Source organism: Kribbella sandramycini, assembly GCF_013131805.1.
Lineage (GTDB): Bacteria > Actinomycetota > Actinomycetes > Propionibacteriales > Kribbellaceae > Kribbella > Kribbella sandramycini.
Genome location: NZ_JABJRC010000002.1, coordinates 757,699 through 775,621, shown reverse-complemented (window position 1 = coordinate 775,621; position 17,923 = coordinate 757,699). Strand labels below are relative to the sequence as shown.

Here is a 17,923-nt window from a genome sequence, read left to right as displayed (position 1 = left end):
TCAGCGTGCCACCTCATGGGTGTGCTCCCGCACCAACCGCGCGACAAGTCCGGGATCATTCCGGGGCATCCAGTGGCCGCCCCTGACCACACGGGTCGTCAGGTTCGGGGCCCAGCGCGCGACGTCGGTCTGCAGCGGCGTCGTGACGAACGCGTCGCCCTCCGGCGAGACCGCGAGTACCGGCACGTCCGTACGCCGTGCCTCGGGCCGCAGCAGTCGCCGCAGGACGTTGGCCCGGTAGAGGTTGAGCCCGTTCACGTAGTCGCCCAGGGAGCGCTCTCCCGTTTCCGGGGCCCGTTCTTCGCCGGCCCGCTCGAGCCGGCTGAACACCCGATGCGCCCAGCCGCTCCGCCAACCGTGCTCCGGAATCCATGGGAGGTGGAAGTAGAAGATGTACCAGGAGTGCAGCAATTGCCTTAGAGCCTGACCGAGCGGTCGCCGCGTCCGGAAGAAGTAGCCCGCGTGATCCAGCGAAGGCCCCGAGATCGACACGAACGACGCCACCCGCCCCCGCAACCGCTCACTCGTCACGAAATGCCAAGCCTGAATAGATCCCCAGTCATGCGCCAACACATGCACAGGCTGATCAGGCGACACGGCATCCAGCACCGCGACGAAGTCCTCCTCCAACCGATCCAAGTGGTACGCCGCCTTCTCCCGCGGCTCCCCCGAAGCCCCAGCCCCCCGCACGTCGTACGCAACCACCCGAAACTCCCCAGCCAGCTCCCCCGCCACCGCCTCCCACAACCCCGCGTTGTCCGGATACCCATGCACACAAACGAGCACTGGGCGTTCGGACTCGGGTGAGTAGTCGTAGAGGGTGATTCGGGTGCCGTCTTGGCTAGTAGTCGGTTGTGCTGAGGGTTTCAAAGGTCATCCCTGCTTTCACCAGGCGCTCGCGGAGCGCGGGGCCCATGGCCGCGGCGGTGGTGGTCTGCCCGGCGGTCTGCGGCAGATCGTCGAGAGCGAGACAGAGAGCGCTCTCCCCGAGCATCTTCGCGGTCTCGTCGTACCCGGGGTCACCGCCGGCGACCTCGGTGATCACTTGCTTGCCACCGCCCCGGCCGACGAAGCGCACCTTGAACCACGACTTCGCCCGCACCTCCGGCGACGGCCCGTCGCCCGGCTGCAGCCGGCCCAGCAACGCCCGCCGCGCCGGCGGGACCTGCGCGGCGGCGGCCAGCAACACGACCCCACCGATGCCTCCGGCAACAATCGGCAGCCGTTCGACCGCGGCGTAGTGCGAGTACCGGAAGTCCGGCCCGTAGCTGTCCAGCAACCGCGCCGAGTACCCGACGATCTGCGGGTCGACGGTCGGCAACGGCACCGCCCAGAACCCCTGCTGCCGATGGATTCGCCCGGTCACCGCCCGCGCGCTGCGCCCGACCGGTCGTGCCTCGGCCCGCTTCCGCGCGTTGTGCGCGTCCAGGTTCTGCTTCGGCCGCGAGAACGCCGTGATCGCGGTGTGGAACGTCCCACCCGACGGCCGTCCACCGGCCCGCAGCAAGCCGTCCACCTGAATCGGCACCCGCTGCGGCAACTGCTCGACGGTGTACTGCACGCCCAGGTCGTACGGAATCGAGTCGAACCCGCACGCATGAATCAGCCGAGCGCCGGTCTGGAGAGCGCGTTCGTGGTACCCGACGTACATCCGATCCACGAACTCCGGCTCACCGGTCAGATCGAGGTAGTCGGTCCCGGCCTCCGCGCACGCCGCGACCAACGGCTCGCCGTACTGGATGTACGGACCGACCGTACTGATCACCAGTTTGGTCGACTCAGCGAGCGCTCTCAGCGACTGCGGATCGGTGACATCGGCCTGGATGACGTCCTTCCCGAACGGCTCCAGCTTCGCCCGGTTCCGCCCAGCTACAGCCCACTTGAGCGACGACGGTGCGTTCTTCTCCAGGTACTCCGCAGTCAGCGCCCCCGTGAACCCACTCGCACCGAGCAGGACGACGTCGTACGCGCGGCTCATCGCCCGGAAGCCTTCTCGGTGTCGGCGAGCCCGCCTGCGCCCGACGCACGCGACGAGACCGCCGCGCCGCGAGCCTGGATATCGGCCAGCGCCGCCCGGTCCGCCTTCGGCACGCTGAACCGCGAGCCGGCCTCGATCACATGCGGAATGACCCAGCGGAACACCTTCAGCAGCCCGATCCACTCCGGCACGTGCACGGTCCGCTTCCGCCGCTTGATGCCGTCGGTGAACTTCTCCACCGCGAACTCCAGCGGGTACACCTTGCTCGCCAGCGGGATCCCCGTCCGCACCTTCCCGAACACCGGGTGGTCGTCCACGCCACGCACCATGTCGGTGTCGACGAACGTCATGTGCGCGACGCCGACCCGAACGCCGAGGTGCTTCAGCTCGGGCCGCAGCGTGTCGCCCATCGCCTCCACACCGGCCTTGGCGACGTTGTACGACGCCAGCCCCGGAATGTGCACCACGGCCGCCAGCGAAGACACCAGCAACAGGTAGCCCTTGCTCTCGAGCAGATACGGCAGCGTCAGGTGGACAGTGCGCCAGACGCCGTACAGGTCGACGTCGAGCACCCGCTCCCACTGCGCCGGGTCCATACTCCGGGTGAAGCCCGGGGCCGCGATCCCCGCGTTCGCCATCACCACGTCGATCCGCCCGTACCGCGCGGCCACCGACTCGACCGCCGTCCGCAGCGACTCGGTGTCGGTGACGTCGGCCTCCCACCAGCCGGCGTCCGGCCCGCAGTCCTCGGCGACCTGCTTCAGCTCGTCCGGCTCCAGCCCGATCAGCGCGAGTTTGGCGCCGTCCTTCGCGAGCTTGCGGGCCACCGCGGCCCCGATCCCACGTGACGCTCCGGTGATGAGCACAACCTGTCCGGGCAGCGGGCGCATCTGGACCTCCTTGTTGAGTGGGTACTCAACAGTAAGTGCTTATTGAGCGAATACTCAATAGACTGGTCGTATGACCCAGACCTCGTCCGCCCGGCTGCGCCCCGGCGAACGGCGCGCCCAGATCCTCGAGGCCGCCCGCCGGGTCCTGCTCGCCGACCCGCACCGGGAGCTGACCGTCGAGCTGGTCGCCGCCGAGGCCAAGGTCTCCCCCGCGCTGCTGTTCCACTACTTCGGCTCGAAGAAGAAGTTCCAGTACGCCGTCATCGAGGAGGCCGCCGCCGAGATCCTGCTCCGCACCGCGCCCGACCAGTCGCTGCCGCCCGCCGAGCAGCTCCAGGCCGGCATCCGCGCGTTCGTCCGCGCCGTCCTCGAAGCGCCGCAGCTCTACCGCGCCACGCTGCTGATGTCCGCGGCCGGCGACCCCGAGGTCCGCAAACTGCACAAAGAGATCCGCGGCGTCTTCAGCACCTGGGTGATCGGCGCGGTCCGCGAGCGCGGCCTGGAGATCACGCCGGTCGTCGAGCTCGCGCTGCACGGCTGGCAGGGGTACGTCGAGCAGACCCTGCTCACCTGGATCGAGGAGCCGACCATCTCCCCCGCCGACCTCGAACACCTCTGCGCCCGATCCCTCGATGCGATCGTCTCGACCACACAGCGTTAAGGTATGCCGGTGCTGACGGTCGCCACGGTGAATGTGAACGGAATCAGAGCCGCCTATCGCCGCGGGATGGCGCCGTGGCTGGAGCAGACCGATCCGGATCTGCTGCTGATGCAAGAGGTCCGCGCGAGCGACGACGTACTGCGCGAGCACCTCGGCGCCGACTGGCATCTCGCGCATGCCGAGCCCGCGATCGACGGTCACAAGGGCCGCGCCGGGGTCGCGGTCGCGAGCCGGCGTCCGATCAAGGACATCCGGATCGACGTCGGCCCCGAGCGGTTCGTCGACACCGGGCGCTGGGTCGAGGCGGACGTCGTCCTGGACGACGGCTCGCTGCTGACCGCGGTCAGCACCTACGTCTACACCGGTGAGTTCGAGACGCCACCGCGGCAGGAGGAGAAGTACGCCTTCCTCGATGCGATCACCGCACGGCTGACCGCCCTGCGCGCCGACGGCCGCCATGTCCTGATGTGCGGCGATCTGAACATCGCCCATCGCGAAGAGGACCTCAAGGCCTGGAAGGCGAATCGCAAGAAGAGCGGCTTCCTGCCCGAGGAGCGGGCCTGGATGGATCGTTTGTTCGAGGCCGGCTGGGTCGACCTCGGCCGCCACTTCGGCGGCGACGGGCCGGGCCCGTATTCCTGGTGGTCCTGGCGCGGCAAGGCCTTCGACAACGACGCCGGCTGGCGCATCGACTACCAGATCGCCTCCCCCGAGCTGGCCGGGCTCGCGACGAGCTGCGTGATCCACCGGGCGCCGACGTACGCCGAGCGCTGGAGCGACCACGCGCCGGTCGTCGCCACCTACGACGGATAAGGCGGCGCGGCTGTCGGCGCAGCCGGGTAGTCTCGCCGCATGTCCGAGTTGAACAGTTCCCCGCAGCCGCCGACCGCCGCCCGGAAGCCGGTCGAGCGCACCCATCACGGCGACACGTTCGTCGACGACTACGAGTGGCTGCGGGACAAGGCCGACGACGAGGTGCTCGGGTACCTGCGCGCCGAGAACGCGTACACCGAGGCGCGTACCGAACACCTCGAATCGTTGCGCGAGGCAATCTTTCAGGAGATCTCGGACCGCACGCTGCAGACCGATCTGAGCGTGCCCACCCGGCGCGGCGAGTACTGGTACTACGCCCGTACGGTCGAGGGCCAGCAGTACGGGATCCACTGCCGGGTGAAGGTGAACGGCGACCAGCCGCCCGCGACCGACGGCGAGATCGCGGGCGAGGAGGTGCTCCTCGACGGCAACCTGGTCGCCGGCGACTCGGAGTTCTTCTCGCTCGGCACCGTCGACGTCTCCCCCGACGGCCGCCTGCTCGCGTACTCGGTCGACCTCAAGGGCGACGAGCGCTTCACACTCCGGATCAAGGATCTGAGCACCGGCGAGCTGCTCCCGGACGAGCTGCCCGAGGTGCACTACGGCTCCGCGTGGTCGGCCGACGGCTCGACGATCTTCTACACCAAGGTGGACGACGCCTGGCGCCCGTTCCAGGTCTGGCGGCACCAGCTCGGCGCCGCCGAGGACGTCCTGGTCAAGGAGGAGACCGACGAGCGGTTCTGGGTCGGCGTCGACCTGACCCGCAACGAGCAGGCCATCCTGATCGCCCTCGGCAGCAAGCTGACCAGCGAGGTCTGGCTGCTCGACGCGAACGACCCGGCCGGTGAGCCGGTCGTCGTCGCGCCGCGGCGCGAAGGCGTCGAGTACGACGTCGAGCACGCGGGCGATCAGCTGCTGATCACCCACAACGCGGACGCCGCGAACTTCTCCCTCGCCACCGCGTCGCTGGCGGCCCCCGGCGAGTGGACGACGCTGATCCAGGGCGACGAGACCAGCCGGCTGCTCGGCGCGGATGCGTTCGCCGATCACGTCATCCTCTATCGCCGGCGCGACGCGCTCACCGAACTGGCGATCATGCGGCGGACCGGCGACGGCTTCGGCGCCCCGGAGACGCTGCAGTTCGACGAGCCGATCTACACGGTGTCCCCAGGCCGCAACGACGAGTGGCACGACACCCGGTACCGGTTCGGCTACACCTCGCTGGTGACGCCGAGTACGACGTACGACGTCGACGTCGCGACCGGTGAACGGCGGCTGCTCAAGCAGCAGCCCGTGCTCGGCGGGGTCGACCTCGGCGCGTACACGCAGTACCGGGAGTGGGCGACCGCCCCGGACGGGACGCAGGTGCCGATCTCGCTGGTCGCCCGCAAGGACGTCGCCAAGGACGGCAACGCGCCCGTCGTGCTGTACGGCTACGGCTCGTACGAGAGCTCGATGGACCCGTGGTTCTCGATCGCGCGGCTGTCGCTGCTCGACCGCGGCGTGGTCTTCGCGATCGCGCACGTCCGCGGCGGCGGCGAGCTGGGCCGGCACTGGTACGACAACGGCAAGACGCTGACCAAGCGGAACACGTTCACCGACTTCATCGCCGCCGCGGAGCACCTGGTCGGCAGCGGCTGGAGCCGGCCGGAGCGGATCGTCGCGCAGGGCGGCAGCGCCGGCGGCCTGCTGATGGGCGCGGTCGCCAACCTGGCGCCGCAGGCCTTCGGCGGAATTGTCGCCGAGGTGCCGTTCGTGGACGCGCTGACCACGATTCTCGACCCCTCACTGCCACTGACGGTGATCGAGTGGGAAGAGTGGGGCAACCCGCTCGAGGACCCCGAGGTCTATGCGTACATGAAGTCCTACTCGCCGTACGAGAACGTGACGGCGCAGCAATATCCGCGAATCCTCGCGATCACCAGTTTGAACGACACCCGGGTGTTCTTCGTCGAGCCGGCCAAATGGGTGGCGAAGCTGCGGGCAACCGCGAGCGGTGACGTCGACGTCCTGCTGAAGACCGAGATGGAGGCCGGGCACGGCGGCCGCAGCGGCCGGTACGACGCCTGGCGCGAGATCGCGTTCAGCCTCGCCTGGGAGCTGGACACCCTCGGTCTGGCCTAGATTCCCGGAATATCTCCCTGATCCGGTGTGTTCTCCACCACAGAGAACACACCGGATCAGCTGTTTTCTGCAGGAATTCTCAGCCTTTCCGGCGGCGTGCCTGCCCGCGGTGGTGCGGATCGAGCGGGTGGGTACCGGAATCCCGCGGTCGGCAGCGCCGGGAACTCTCAGGGAACGTTCAGGGTGTTTACACACTCGTCGTGGAATCTTGAACCTCACTCGAGCGTTGCTCTCCATGTAACGACGAAGGGAGTTTCGGTGGCTCGCACGACTCGTGTCCGTTCCACGGACGACGGTATCGACGGCAAGGACAGCGTAGGTCTCTACCTTGAAGAGATCGCGCGGACTCCGCTGCTGACGGCTGAGGAAGAGGTCGAGCTCGCTGAGACGGTCGAGGCAGGTCTCCTCGCGGAGCAACTGCTGGCCGAGGGGCGGGTTGGACGAAAGAAGGGCGGAGCGCCCAAGTACGCCACTGCGGAAGAGCTGGAGTGGCTGGCGGAAGAGGGTCAGCGGGCGCAGCAGCGCTTTGTGACCGCGAACCTCCGTCTGGTGGTGTCGATCGCCCGTCGCTACGGACGGTCCCAGATGCCCCTGCTGGACCTGGTCCAGGAAGGCAACACGGGCCTGATCCGGGCGGTGGAGAAGTTCGACTACCGCAAGGGATTCAAGTTTTCCACCTACGCGACCTGGTGGGTGCGCCAGGCGATCACGCGCGGTATCGCGCAGCAGGCCCGGGTGGTCCGGCTGCCGGTGCACGTGGTCGAACAGCTGAACCAGATCGGCTCGGCCCGCCGCACGCTGGAGCGCAAGCTCGGGCGGGAGCCGGAGGTCGAGGAGATCGCCGCCGAGCTGGATCTGGACGAGGAGCGGGTGACCGAGCTGATCCGGATCGGCCGGGATCACATCAGCCTGGACAACCCGATCGACGACGAGGGCGAGACCTCGCTGGGCGACCTGATCGCGGCCGAGACCGCGCCGGGCCCCGACCAGCTGGTCGCGGACGCGTCGGACCGGTCGGGCCTGTTCAGCCTGGTCGACCAGCTCGACCCGCGGTCGGCAGATGTCATCCGGCGCCGCTACGGGCTGCATGACGGCCGCCAGGCCAAGCTCGCCGATATCGGCGCCGTGCACGGCATCTCGGCCGAGCGCGTCCGCCAGATCGAGCGGGAGGCCCTGGGCCGCCTGCGCCTGATGGCGGACCCGACGCTCGCCGCCTGACGGCACCACCCGAAACCCCTCCGAAGGGCCTCCGGTCACCATGACCGGAGGCCCTTCGCGGTGTGTGGGTGATCAGGCCGAGGTGTTCCAGTTGTCGACGACCGTCAGCAGCTCGGCCAGCTGGTGGACCGTCGCATCCGGCGTTCCCTCGGTGTGGCCGATCTGGTTGGTCGGGATGGCGCTGTGCGGGATGTGGGCCGCCCGCATCCCGACGTTCTGCGCGCCCCAGACGTCGTCGAAGAGCCGGTCGCCGACGAACAGGCAGGTTGCGGGGTCGGTGACCCCGACCGCCTTCATCGCGGCCTGGAAGGCCTCCGGGTGCGGTTTCGTGTACGGGATCTCGCTGGTGTAGACGGCGCCGTCGAGCAATTCGAGGACGCCGTCCCGGGCGAAGATGTCCTCGTGCCGGCGGCGCGACCAGATCGTGTTCGACAACACGCCCACCTTGAGGCCGCGCTCGCGCAGGCCGCGAAGCGTGTCGATCGCATCCGGCTCGAGCACCGTGTGCGGCTGCCAGCCCAGCTCGTACGCCGCCTCGGCCTCGGCCGACATCACGACGTCCGCGAGCAGGCAGACCTCCTCCAGCGTGCTGCTCAGGTGCTCGTCGCGGGAGCGCATCCAGATCGAGTGCTCCGCGTCGACGAGCCGCTGGGCGACCTCGTCGGCGCGCTCCTCGTCGATGAGCACCGCGACGGACCGCCACAGCGCCCGCAGATCGATGTCGTGCCAGGTGGCGAGCGTGCCACCCCAGTCGAACAGAACCGCCTCAATCTTCGTCACGGCGGTACCTTGCCAGACCGTGCCGACAGTTCTCGCCCGGTTTTAGCTCACCCGGGCGACCTGCTTGCGGTTCGCGAGCCAGGTGACCGCGAACAGGACGAAGGCCAGCGCCGGGATGTCGGAGAGCAGGATCGTCCACGGCGCGCCGCCCTGATCGGCCCAGCTGTCCAGGCCACCCGTTGCTGCTGGCAACAAGAATGCGAACAGGTTGTTCAGCACGTGCAGCGCGATCGCGGCCTCCAGCCCTCCGGTGCGCACGGTCAGCCAGCCCGCGACGACGGCGAACAGGAAGATGTCGAGCATCGCCCAGCCGGTGTACCCGTGTGCCGAGACGAACGCCGCGCCGCCGATCACGATGCCCGGCCAGGGCGACCGGAAGACCAGCCGCAGCCACCGGAAGCGCCCTTCGGCACTGTCCGGCCCGTAGGCGCCGATGGCCTGGATCAGCCAGCCGCGGAACACGAACTCCTCCGCGCTCGACTGGAACGGAACCAGGAAGATGATCACGAGCGCCGGGCCGATGAACTTGGCGAAGCCGACCCAGGCGTCCGGCTCGGACGCCGCCTCGGTGACCGGGAGCAGCTGGTCGACCAGCAGGCCGAGCCCGAACGAGACGACCAAATAGCCGAAGGCCGGCAGGCAGCACAGGGCCAGCCAGCGCCAGCGGATCTTGTTCAGGACCGAGGCGACGCTCCAGGCCGGACGGCGCTGCAGGAGCCAGGCGACCAGTGGGGCCAGCGGGATCAGGATGCCGAGCATCACCAGAGTCAGCGCGAGGTCCTCGGTCGGGTTGCCGAAAATCTCGTTGCCGTTTACGTCGCCGGAGGGCTCCGCGCCGCCGAGGATGGTGTGCACGATCAGCCAGACGATGAAGACGCCGACCGTGACGCAGCCGACCAGGACGCCGAGGGACAGCGTGCCGAGGATCGGGCGCCACCAGCGGTGGGTCGACGTGCGGGCCAGGCGGTGGAACGGCGTACCGGGCGCGGCGGGGATGACCCGGGGTTCGCGTGGCGCCGGCTGCGCCCACGGCTGCTGCGGGTGCTGACCGGGCCCGTACTGGAGCTGGCCGTACTGGCCGGGGTACGGGCCGGGCTGACCCTGCTGGCCCGGGTACGGCGGGTATAGGCCGGGCCGGCCCTGGGGCGGTGGGTACTGGCCCGGCTGGCCCTGGGGTGACGGGTACTGGCCCGGCTGGGCTGGGTAGGGCGGGTAGGGGCCTGGCTGGGAGGATGGGCCCGGTTGGCCGTACACCGGCGGCGGTGGCGGCTGGGCGGGCGGTGCCCACGGTTGGGGAGAATCCTGGGGGCGCGGCTCGCCGGGTTGCGGGTCCATGCCTGGACTTTAGAAGATCGGCCCAAGGTTCTACTCGGAGGAGCGCGCAGTGGTGACTGATCCAGCCTCGGGACCGGCGGCGACGACGCGGGCGCTGCCGCAGTCGGTGCTGACGCCGTTGACCGGCTCGGCGATCTTCCTCGTCGTCCGCATCGAAGCCGACGGCGAGGCGGCCGCTCGCGATCTGCTCCAACGCGTCAGCGGCCTCACGCGCTCCGTCGGCTTCCGGGTGCCCGCGGGCGGCCTGTCCTGTGTGACGAGTATCGGATCGGACGCCTGGGACCGGCTGTTCAGCGGCCCGCGCCCCGCCGAACTGCACCCGTTCGTCGAGCTGAAGGGCGCGACCCACCACGCCGTCTCCACACCGGGCGACCTGCTCTTCCACATCCGCGCGTCGCATCTCGACCAGTGCTTCGAGCTGGCCCGGCAGATCATGAATGTGCTCGGCGACGCCGCGACCGTGGTCGACGAGGTGCATGGGTTCAAGTACTTCGAGATGCGCGATCTGCTCGGCTTCGTCGACGGCACCGAGAACCCGGCCGGATCCGAGGCCGAGGACGCCGTCCTGATCGGAGCGGAGGACCCGGCGTTCGCGGGCGGTAGCTATGTGATCGTGCAGAAGTACCTGCACGACATGACGGCGTGGAACGCGCTGACCGTCGAGCAGCAGGAGCTCGCGATCGGCCGGACCAAACTCGACGACATCGAGCTGGACGACGACGCCAAGCCGACCAACGCGCACATCGTGCTGAACGTGATCGAGGACGCCGAGGGCAACGAGCTGCAGATCCTCCGGGACAACATGCCGTTCGGCCAGATCGGGACGGCGGAGTTCGGCACCTATTTCATCGGGTACGCGAAGTCGCCGGCCGTCACCGAGCTGATGCTGCGCCGGATGTTCATCGGTGAGCCCGAAGGCAACCACGACCGCATCCTCGACTTCTCCACCGCGGTCACCGGGACGCTGTTGTTCACCCCGTCCGGCGACTTCCTGGACGATCTTCCGCCGGCGCCCTGAAACTGTCGGTGGCCTGGGTGAGACTGGGGTCATGTTGCTCACCGAGGTGGTCGAGACGTCAGCCGCGCTGGCCGGGACCAGATCGCGGCTGAAGAAGGCCGAGTTCATCGCTGGGCTGCTGACGCGCGCCGCCACGGCGTCCGAGACCGGGATCGTCGTCACCTACCTGTCCGGTGAGCTGCGGCAACGTCGTACCGGGGTCGGCTGGCGGACGCTCCTGGAGGCGCCGGCGCCGGCGTCCGAGCCGTCGCTCACGGTCGAGGAGGTCGATCAGGCGTTCGCGGAGCTGGCGGAGATCTCGGGCGCGGGATCGCAGGCCCGGCGCCGCGCCGCGGTGGATGCGTTGTTCGAGCGGGCGACCGAGGGCGAGCAGCAGTTCCTACGGTTGCTCGTCGGCGGTGAGCTGCGGCAGGGCGCGCTGGACGGCGTCATGGCGGACGCCGTCGCGCGGGCGACGGGGGTCCCGCTGGAGAAGATCCGGGCTGCGACGATGCTGCGTGGAGCGGCCGCTCCGGTCGCCGTCGCGGTGCTGACCTCGGGTGAAGCCGGGCTGGCGCAGTTCGGGTTGGAGGTGGGGCGCGGCGTCCAGCCGATGCTCGCCCAGTCGGCGACTTCGGTGGCGGAGGCTTTCGGGAAGACCGGCGTACCGGCCGCGCTGGAGTGGAAGCTGGACGGCATCCGCATCCAGGTGCATCGCGATGGCTCTGATGTCCTGGTCTACACGCGGACGCTCGACGACATCACCGCCCGCGTGCCGGAGGTGGTAACGGCGGTTCGCGCGCTGGATGCGCAGCAGGTCGTGCTCGACGGTGAGCTGATCGCCCTCCGGCCCGACGGGCGGCCGGAGCCGTTCCAGGTCACCGGCTCGCGGACGGCGACGCGCTCGGCGACCGGGCCGGAGAGCGTGCCGCTGACGCCGTACTTCTTCGACGTCCTGCACCAGGACGGGCAAGACCTGCTCGGCCTGTCCGGCGCCGAGCGCCACGAGTGGCTGAGCAAACTGATCCCCGCTGATCGCCAGATCCCCCGGCTCGTGACCGACGACGCGGCCGAAGGCCAGGCCTTCTTCGCCGACGCCGTCCGCCGCGGCCACGAAGGCGTGATGGTCAAATCGCTGACCGTCCCGTACGAGGCCGGTCGCCGCGGCTCCGGCTGGGTGAAGGTCAAACAGACGCACACGCTCGACCTTCTCGTCCTCGCCGCCGAGTGGGGTCACGGCCGCCGTACCGGCTGGCTCTCCAACCTCCACCTCGGCGCCCGCGACGAAGCCACCGGCGAGTTCGTCATGCTCGGCAAAACCTTCAAAGGCCTCACCGACGAGCTCCTCCGCTGGCAAACCGACCGCTTCCAGCAACTGGCCACCCACCAAGACGCCCACACCGTCCACCTCCGCCCCGAACTCGTCGTCGAGATCGCCTTCGACGGCGTCCAAACCTCCCCCCGCTACCCCGCCGGCATGGCCCTCCGCTTCGCCCGAGTCCTCCGCTACCGCCCCGACAAATCCCCCACCGAAGTAGACACCCTCCAAACCCTCCGCACCATCCACACCCCACCCGACCCCGAGTAGCCACTCCCCCATCCCCCAACCACCCCACCCCACCCCGTTTGCTGGGCCCACCCACAGGTTTGGTGGGCCCACCCACAGGTTTGGTGGGCCCGCTAGGCAAACCTTGGGTAGGCCAACCGCAGACGGCTGGCCCACCCACTGTCCGCTGAGCCCGCCCAGCAAGCCGAGTTATCCACACATTGCGCGGATCGCCCCCACACATCGCGCCGGAGACCGATCCTGGTCTGATGAACCCTCAGCTGAGACAACTCGCCGCGCGTCAGGGTGGCGTGTTCAGCAGTCGGCAGGCTGCGTCAACCGGGTATTCCCACGAGGAGATTCGAGCGCGCCTCGTCGACGGCAGGTGGGAGCGTCTGCGGCACGGACAGTACGCCGAACGCGTCTCCCTCGAAGGAGTGCCGGTCTGGGAGCGGGAGATCAGGCGGCACCGGATGCTCGTCCACGCCGCTGTGAACTCCATGAAGCCGCTGAGCGCGGTCGTAAGTCACCATTCGGCGCTTGTACTGCACGGTGCACCGGTCTGGCAGGCCGAGCTGCAGGAAGTCCAGCTGACCCGGACGACGGGACGCAGCGGCGAATCGGCAGGCGTCAGGCACCACCGCGGCCTACTCGATGACTCAGATGTCACCCGGCTCGACGGCGTTCTCACGACGTCCATCGTCCGGGCGATGGCTGAGTACGCGACTCGTTCGTCATTCGAGGCTGCCGTGGTGAGCGCCGACGCGGCCCTGCGACAAGGAGGTGTGTCCGACGTGGAACTCCACCGGGTCCTCACTGCTGCCGAGAACTGGGCCGGCGCGCCGAAGGTCCGGGCGGTGCTGGCTTTCGCCAGTCCACTCGCGGAATCCGTCGGTGAATCCCGCCTCCGGGTTCTGATGCGCAACCACGGCCTTCCAGATCCGGAGTTGCAGATCAGCTTCGCCGACGCAGAAGGCCTGATTGGTCGCGTGGACTTCTTCTTCCGCTCGGAAGCCACGGTCGTCGAGTTCGACGGTGCCCTCAAATACACTGACGACTCGCAGGACGCCCTGTTCAAGGAGAAGATTCGCGAGGACCGGCTCAGAGCCATGGGCCTGCAAGTCGTCCGCATCCGCTGGGCAGACCTCGACCGCGACATCTGGACGGCGCACAGCATTCGGCAGGCATTCGCCAGGTCGTCTGACTCCCGCATCGCCGGCTGACCCATGAAACGGCGGGTGGGCCAGCCGCCTGCAGTTGGCCTACCCAAGGTTCGCCTAGCGGGCCCAGCAAACACGTGGGTGGGCCCAGCAAACGCGTCGGTCGGTGGTTGGGGTGGGTGGGGGTTAGGTTGGGCGGATGGGTTCTGGTTGGGGTCGGGTGGCGCGGCTCGAGGTTGGCGCGGTGGTGGACGAGGTGGCGGAGCGGGTTGGGGTGCGGCTCGGGGTTGAGGGGTTGTGTGCTGGGGGTGAGGTTGGGGCCGCGTACGTGCGGTGGGACGACGGGCGGCGGTCGGTGCTCAAGTGGCGGCCCGGGGTCGAGCTGAAGGAGTTCGAGGCGGGCCCGCTGGCTGTGGTGGAGGCCGCGCGGCGAGCGGGGGTTCCGGCGCCGGCCACCGAACTGGCGGTTCAGCTCGACGGGGCGATCGCGATCGTCCAGGAGTTGTTGCCCGGGGCACCTATCAAGGCGCTGGACGAGGGGCTGCTGGCGCAGGCGCTCGCGATCAACGAGCAACTGGCCGGCCTCCTGGGCCCCGGCGTACCGACGCTGGAGTTGTACCTCCGGGACGACGGCCCGGGCTTCTGCCTGCATGGGCCGCTGCGCACCCACGGTCCCCGAGCGGCGCGGCTGCTCGACTGGGTCGAAGCTGTCGGTTCGGCGTACCCAGGCCCCCTGCACGGGGACGACGCCGTGCACGTCGACTTCCACCCGGGGAACCTGCTCGCGACGAACGACCGCATCACCGGAGTCATCGACTGGGACGGCGCCGGTCGCGGCAATCGGCTCCTCGACCTCGTCACGCTCCGCTTCGGCCTGCACGGCCAGCACCCGGCCCCCGGCGTCGTCGAGCGACTGGACGCCGTCCTCGACGAGCTCCCCGACGACGTGCTGCGACCGCTCTGGGCGCACATGAGCCTCCGCATGACCGACTGGGCCATCCGGCACTTCGAACCGGCCGCCGTCGACCACTGGCTGGCACTTTCCGAGTATCGAACAGATTAGAACATCTGTTCGATAATACTGTAAGCTCGGCTCATGGCGGGGCAAGGTGAGGTAGGGCCGACGGCGCTGCGGATGATGCTGGGCAGCCATCTGCGGCGCCTGCGCGAGCGCGCCGGGGTCAGCCGAACGGATGCGGGCTGGGCAATCCGCGCCTCGGAGTCCAAGATCAGCCGGCTCGAGTTAGGCCGGGTCGGCTTCAAGGAGCGCGACGTCGAAGATCTGCTCAGTCTGTACGGCGTCAGCGAGGCCCGCGAGCGCGATCGGCTGCTGGAGCTGGCTCGCGAGGCCAACCACCGCGGCTGGTGGCACCGGTACGGCGACGTCACGCCCGACTGGTTCGACGCCTACCTCGGGCTGGAGGCGGCCGCCGAGCTGATCCGCACCTACGAGATTCAGTTCGTCCCCGGCCTGCTCCAGACCGCGAGCTACACCCGAGCCGTCGCCCGGCTACACGCCGGCCGTGACGACGCCGAGGTCGACCGGATCGTCGCCCTCCGCGCCCGCCGCCAGCGCGCCCTCGACCGCGAGACCCCACTCAAACTCTGGGCCGTCGTCGAAGAAGCCGTCCTGCACCGCCCGATCGGCGGCCCCCAGGTCCTCCGCGAACAGCTCGAAGCCCTCCGCGAAGCCGTCCACCACCCCAACATCACCCTCCAGATCATCCCCCTGGGCAGCCGCGGCCACGCCGCCCACGGCGGCGCCTTCAGCCTCCTCCGCTTCCCCCAGCACGACCTCCCCGACGTCGTCTACGTGGAACACCTCACCAGCGCCCTCTACCTCGACAAACGCGACGACGTCGAGACCTACACCCAAGCCCTCGACACCCTCGCCGCCACCATCCCCCCACCCCAACAAACCGAAGCCACCCTCCGGTCCCTCCTCCACTCCCACTAACCGGGGTGCCCTGGGCCCAGCCAACGCACGCCAACCACCAGCCGGCAGCCACCTCCCCCGCCCGCACACACCCACATCCGCCGGCTACCAGGCACACCGCGAGCCACCCCTCGACGCCCCGTGCACGGGGCTCCGAGGCTCACCTGACCGAGTGCCGCACCCCACGCGCGAGCTCCGCGAACTCACCCAGCCAGCTCCTGCGCCTCTCACCACCCCCACACTCCTCGGGCGCCAGCTATCAGGCGTCCACGGCGCGCAAACTCCGGCGGCACCAGCCGATAGGCACACACGGCCCGCGCGCTCCGGCGACCTCGACTGCTCGTCGCCGACCTGTTCGCACGCTCCGAGGCGGCTCATCAGCACGCCAACAGGGTTTCCGCGACCGCCTGTGCGCTGCGCCGGGTGACTGCCAGCCGTCGCACTCCACTCACCAGCTAGGCGGCTAGCGGGTGGGGCCGGCGTCGATTACTGCGGTCAGGTCGGCGAGGGTGAGGGTGGGTGGGTCGAAGTCGGTGACGGACCAGGTGGCGCCGGCGGCTTCGTAGGGGCGTGGGTCGGTGTCGGGTTCGAGGGCTACTACGACGTCGTAGGTGGGTGGGATGGGGGTGCCGAAGACGGTGGCCAGGTTCGCGGTGGCTTCGGCGAGTTGGTCGGGTGAGGTGAGGTTGACCGGGAAGAAGCCGTCGTACCGGGCGGCCCGGCGCAGGGGTTTCAGGTTGCCCGGGAATCCGGCGGCCCAGATGGGCACGGCGCCCTGGGCCGGGCGGGGCAGGAAGCGGACGTCGTCGATCCGGTAGTGACGGCCCTCGTGACGCACCGGCTCCCCCGTCCAGCCCGCCGTCAGGATGTCGAGCATCTCGTCGAGCTGCTCGGCCCGCACGCGGTCGTCCACCGTCTCCCCGGTCCGCGAGTACTCCCCCGCGAACCGATCGCTCCCCAGCCCCACGCCCAACGTCAACCGCCCCCGGCTCAACACATCCAGCCCCGCCGTCTCCCGCAACAACTTCGCCGGACGCCGACGCGCCACCGGCGTCACCATCGGCCCGATCCGCAGCCGCGACGTCGCACAAGCCACCGCCGCCAGCGTGATCCACGGATCCCCCACCGACCGAATCGGCTCCCGCCACCACAACTGATCCCACACGAAGAACCCGTCCCACCCAGCCTCCTCAGCCCGCCCCGCCAACCGAGCCACCACCCCCGCATCCGCCAAGTCCCCGAACAACGGAACCCACACCGCGGACTTCACAACCCCACCTCCCCGTGCACAACCATCTCGCCGAAACCCGCGACCGGTCCACCAACACCCGACGCACCAGGGCAGTCACGCCGCGACCACCAGAAGACGACAGCTGGCCCCACGCGCGCGGCGAGCGCGGCCTGCCCTGCGGCGTTCACGACCGTAGCCCCGCACACCCGCCCACGGACAGGCCCCACATGACAGCTGGGCGCCGGCCGGTGTCGGGTGCTGATACGCCCAGCGCCGACCGCACTCGCGCGCTCGGTGAGCGAGGCGCGCACCGCAGCCGTCGCGACCGCAACCCCGTGTTCTCGACCGACTGCACTCGTGTGCTCGGTGAGCGGGGTGCGCTCCGCGGCGTTCATGAGCGGACTGCCGTGTGCTCGGCTACTGCGTCGACGAAGAGGCCCCAGATCGGGGCGGGTAGGCCGTGGCCGGTTTGGGGAGGGTTACGAGGCGGGCGTTGGGGATGGCGTCTCTGAGGGCTTCGCCGTGGGGTAGGGGGAAGATCGGGTCGGACTCGCCGTGGATGATGAGGGCTGGGGCTTTGATCGAGTCGAAGCTGCCGGCGCGGGGACCGTCGAAGACCATGGCGTAGTGGTTGGTGAGGGAGGACTCGTAATTGCGGGCTCGGGCCATGTCGCGGCGGACGAGGGAGCGCATGGCTTGCTCGTCGAACATGCCGGGGACCTCGGCCGCGGTTGCCTGGACGACGTACTCCTCGACCGCGGCCGGGTCGGTAAAGTCGGGCGGGTCGAAGCGCGGGAGGTCGGCGGACGGCGGTGGTAGCGCGTCGTCGCCGGTGGTGGTGGCGACGAAGGTGATGGACAAGACTCGGGATGCATGGTCGACGGCGATCTGCAGGCCGGTGCCGCCGTTCATCGACTGGGCGACGACGTGGGCGCGCGGGATGGCGAGGGCGTCGAGGAGGGCGACGGCGTCGGCGGCCAGGTCGCTCATCGCGTAGTTGGGCTCGCCGGGCAAGCAGGTGGTCGAGCGGCCGGTGTCGCGCTGGTCGTAGCGGATGACGTACCGCCCGCGGGCCGCGAGGGCCTCGCAGAGCGACTCGTCCCACCACAGCATGGACGCCGAAGCGCCGTGGATCAGCAGGACCGGCGGGTCCGCCGGGTCGCCGAAGGTCTGCGCGCACAGTTCCACGCCGTTCACCTGGTGGTACAGCTGCTCTGTCGTCATGAGTACGACGCTAAGCGGCATAATATAATC

General features: G+C 69.4%; 16 protein-coding genes. 9 read left to right on the top strand and 7 right to left on the bottom strand.

Annotated features, from left to right (window positions below):
• Genes HPO96_RS10975 through HPO96_RS10965 form a run of 3 tightly spaced genes read right to left on the bottom strand, consistent with a single transcriptional unit; the run spans position 1 to position 2,868 of the window.
• Positions 1–870, bottom strand: a complete 870-nt coding sequence (locus tag HPO96_RS10975; RefSeq protein ID WP_171673245.1) for an alpha/beta fold hydrolase — start codon at positions 868–870, stop codon at positions 1–3.
• Positions 842–1,978 (bottom strand): saccharopine dehydrogenase family protein, encoded by a 1,137-nt coding sequence (locus tag HPO96_RS10970; RefSeq protein WP_171673244.1) that lies wholly within the window; start codon positions 1,976–1,978, stop codon positions 842–844. The genes HPO96_RS10975 and HPO96_RS10970 overlap by 29 nt, the downstream gene beginning before the upstream one ends.
• Positions 1,975–2,868, bottom strand: a complete 894-nt coding sequence (locus HPO96_RS10965; protein ID WP_171673243.1) for an SDR family oxidoreductase — start codon at positions 2,866–2,868, stop codon at positions 1,975–1,977. Before HPO96_RS10965 ends, HPO96_RS10970 begins: the two co-directional genes overlap by 4 nt.
• 70 nt (positions 2,869–2,938) lie before the next feature.
• Here HPO96_RS10965 and HPO96_RS10960 point away from each other — a divergent pair, with 70 nt between their 5' ends.
• From HPO96_RS10960 to HPO96_RS10945, 4 genes are all read left to right on the top strand, one after another.
• Entirely contained in the window at positions 2,939–3,529 is a 591-nt protein-coding gene (locus tag HPO96_RS10960) for a TetR/AcrR family transcriptional regulator (protein WP_171673242.1), read from the top strand.
• A 9-nt stretch (positions 3,530–3,538) separates the two neighbouring features.
• Positions 3,539–4,342: an exodeoxyribonuclease III gene (gene xth, locus HPO96_RS10955; protein ID WP_171673735.1), complete on the top strand. Its 804-nt coding sequence runs from the start codon at positions 3,539–3,541 to the stop codon at positions 4,340–4,342.
• Positions 4,343–4,381: 39 nt separating this feature from the next.
• A complete protein-coding gene (locus tag HPO96_RS10950; protein ID WP_171673241.1) occupies positions 4,382–6,466 on the top strand; it encodes a S9 family peptidase in 2,085 nt (694 codons plus the stop codon).
• 258 nt (positions 6,467–6,724) lie between these two features.
• The gene (locus HPO96_RS10945; RefSeq protein WP_171673240.1) at positions 6,725–7,684 is read left to right on the top strand and encodes a sigma-70 family RNA polymerase sigma factor; all 960 of its coding nucleotides are present in this window, start codon (positions 6,725–6,727) and stop codon (positions 7,682–7,684) included.
• 72 nt (positions 7,685–7,756) lie between these two features.
• Here the strand turns inward: HPO96_RS10945 and HPO96_RS10940 are convergent, their stop codons facing one another.
• The gene (locus HPO96_RS10940) at positions 7,757–8,464 is read right to left on the bottom strand and encodes an HAD-IA family hydrolase (protein WP_171673239.1); all 708 of its coding nucleotides are present in this window, start codon (positions 8,462–8,464) and stop codon (positions 7,757–7,759) included.
• Positions 8,465–8,506: 42 nt separating this feature from the next.
• Positions 8,507–9,799 carry a CPBP family intramembrane glutamic endopeptidase gene (locus HPO96_RS10935; RefSeq protein WP_171673238.1) on the bottom strand — a complete coding sequence of 431 codons (1,293 nt, stop codon included), beginning with the start codon at positions 9,797–9,799 and terminating at the stop codon, positions 8,507–8,509.
• 52 nt (positions 9,800–9,851) lie between these two features.
• Between HPO96_RS10935 and HPO96_RS10930 the strand changes: the two genes are divergently transcribed.
• From HPO96_RS10930 to HPO96_RS10910, 5 genes are all read left to right on the top strand, one after another.
• Positions 9,852–10,817 (top strand): Dyp-type peroxidase, encoded by a 966-nt coding sequence (locus HPO96_RS10930; protein ID WP_337796584.1) that lies wholly within the window; start codon positions 9,852–9,854, stop codon positions 10,815–10,817.
• A gap of 31 nt (positions 10,818–10,848) precedes the next feature.
• The gene (locus tag HPO96_RS10925; RefSeq protein ID WP_171673236.1) at positions 10,849–12,384 is read left to right on the top strand and encodes an ATP-dependent DNA ligase; all 1,536 of its coding nucleotides are present in this window, start codon (positions 10,849–10,851) and stop codon (positions 12,382–12,384) included.
• 227 nt (positions 12,385–12,611) lie between these two features.
• A complete protein-coding gene (locus tag HPO96_RS10920; RefSeq protein ID WP_171673235.1) occupies positions 12,612–13,565 on the top strand; it encodes a type IV toxin-antitoxin system AbiEi family antitoxin domain-containing protein in 954 nt (317 codons plus the stop codon).
• Positions 13,566–13,701: 136 nt separating this feature from the next.
• Entirely contained in the window at positions 13,702–14,565 is an 864-nt protein-coding gene (locus HPO96_RS10915) for a phosphotransferase enzyme family protein (RefSeq protein WP_171673234.1), read from the top strand.
• 33 nt (positions 14,566–14,598) lie between these two features.
• Positions 14,599–15,459, top strand: coding sequence for a helix-turn-helix domain-containing protein (locus tag HPO96_RS10910; protein WP_171673233.1), 861 nt, complete (start codon positions 14,599–14,601; stop codon positions 15,457–15,459).
• A gap of 442 nt (positions 15,460–15,901) precedes the next feature.
• Here HPO96_RS10910 and HPO96_RS10905 read toward each other — a convergent pair whose 3' ends face one another.
• Positions 15,902–16,708 carry an LLM class flavin-dependent oxidoreductase gene (locus HPO96_RS10905; RefSeq protein WP_202885790.1) on the bottom strand — a complete coding sequence of 269 codons (807 nt, stop codon included), beginning with the start codon at positions 16,706–16,708 and terminating at the stop codon, positions 15,902–15,904.
• Between the two features lie 378 nt (positions 16,709–17,086).
• Positions 17,087–17,893 (bottom strand): alpha/beta fold hydrolase, encoded by an 807-nt coding sequence (locus HPO96_RS10900; RefSeq protein WP_238354955.1) that lies wholly within the window; start codon positions 17,891–17,893, stop codon positions 17,087–17,089.
• Positions 17,894–17,923: the final 30 nt, after the last annotated feature.

Excerpts from the sequence above, each read along its gene's own strand:
- HPO96_RS10970 (WP_171673244.1), bottom strand. The coding sequence starts at position 1,978 with ATGAGCCGCGCGTACGACGTCGTCCTGCTCGGTGCGAGTGGGTTCACG.
- HPO96_RS10965 (WP_171673243.1), bottom strand. The coding sequence starts at position 2,868 with ATGCGCCCGCTGCCCGGACAGGTTGTGCTCATCACCGGAGCGTCACGT.
- HPO96_RS10960 (WP_171673242.1), top strand. The coding sequence starts at position 2,939 with ATGACCCAGACCTCGTCCGCCCGGCTGCGCCCCGGCGAACGGCGCGCC.
- HPO96_RS10950 (WP_171673241.1), top strand. The coding sequence starts at position 4,382 with ATGTCCGAGTTGAACAGTTCCCCGCAGCCGCCGACCGCCGCCCGGAAG.
- HPO96_RS10935 (WP_171673238.1), bottom strand. The coding sequence starts at position 9,799 with ATGGACCCGCAACCCGGCGAGCCGCGCCCCCAGGATTCTCCCCAACCG.
- HPO96_RS10925 (WP_171673236.1), top strand. The coding sequence starts at position 10,849 with ATGTTGCTCACCGAGGTGGTCGAGACGTCAGCCGCGCTGGCCGGGACC.
- HPO96_RS10920 (WP_171673235.1), top strand. The coding sequence starts at position 12,612 with ATGAACCCTCAGCTGAGACAACTCGCCGCGCGTCAGGGTGGCGTGTTC.
- HPO96_RS10915 (WP_171673234.1), top strand. The coding sequence starts at position 13,702 with ATGGGTTCTGGTTGGGGTCGGGTGGCGCGGCTCGAGGTTGGCGCGGTG.
- HPO96_RS10910 (WP_171673233.1), top strand. The coding sequence starts at position 14,599 with ATGGCGGGGCAAGGTGAGGTAGGGCCGACGGCGCTGCGGATGATGCTG.
- HPO96_RS10900 (WP_238354955.1), bottom strand. The coding sequence starts at position 17,893 with ATGACGACAGAGCAGCTGTACCACCAGGTGAACGGCGTGGAACTGTGC.